The organism is Pseudoalteromonas sp. RB2-MNA-CIBAN-0110, from assembly GCF_040309305.1.
Classification (GTDB): Bacteria; Pseudomonadota; Gammaproteobacteria; order Enterobacterales; family Alteromonadaceae; genus Pseudoalteromonas; species Pseudoalteromonas arctica.
The window spans coordinates 1-272 of record NZ_JBEOOQ010000183.1; the positions used below are offsets into that span (position 1 = coordinate 1).

General features: G+C 43.4%; 1 protein-coding gene. It reads left to right on the forward strand.

Features of this window, described 5'->3' with window-relative positions; translation table 11 throughout:
• Positions 1-272 (forward strand): TonB-dependent receptor plug domain-containing protein (locus AAEY68_RS21095; protein WP_350586831.1); only part of this gene is annotated, 272 nt, incomplete at both ends.

A 272-nucleotide genomic window follows, 5' to 3' on the forward strand; every position in this document is an offset into this window, starting at 1 on the left:
CCCCTGGTTATGCCCATCTGCATCGAGATATCACATTTAGTGATGATAAAAGCCAATCAATTACCTTTAACTTAGAACGTTCACCCATTGAAGTAATTGATATTGAAGCGACGCCTATTCACATGTCGGCAATGGAATCCTCGTCTCCCGTTAGCGTGTTATCTGGCGAACAATTAAGACGGCAGCAAGCTGCAACCCTTGGCGATAGCCTTGAAAAACTCCCGGGGGTTAATACTAACTTTCATGCAAAAGTAGCCAGTACACCTATTATT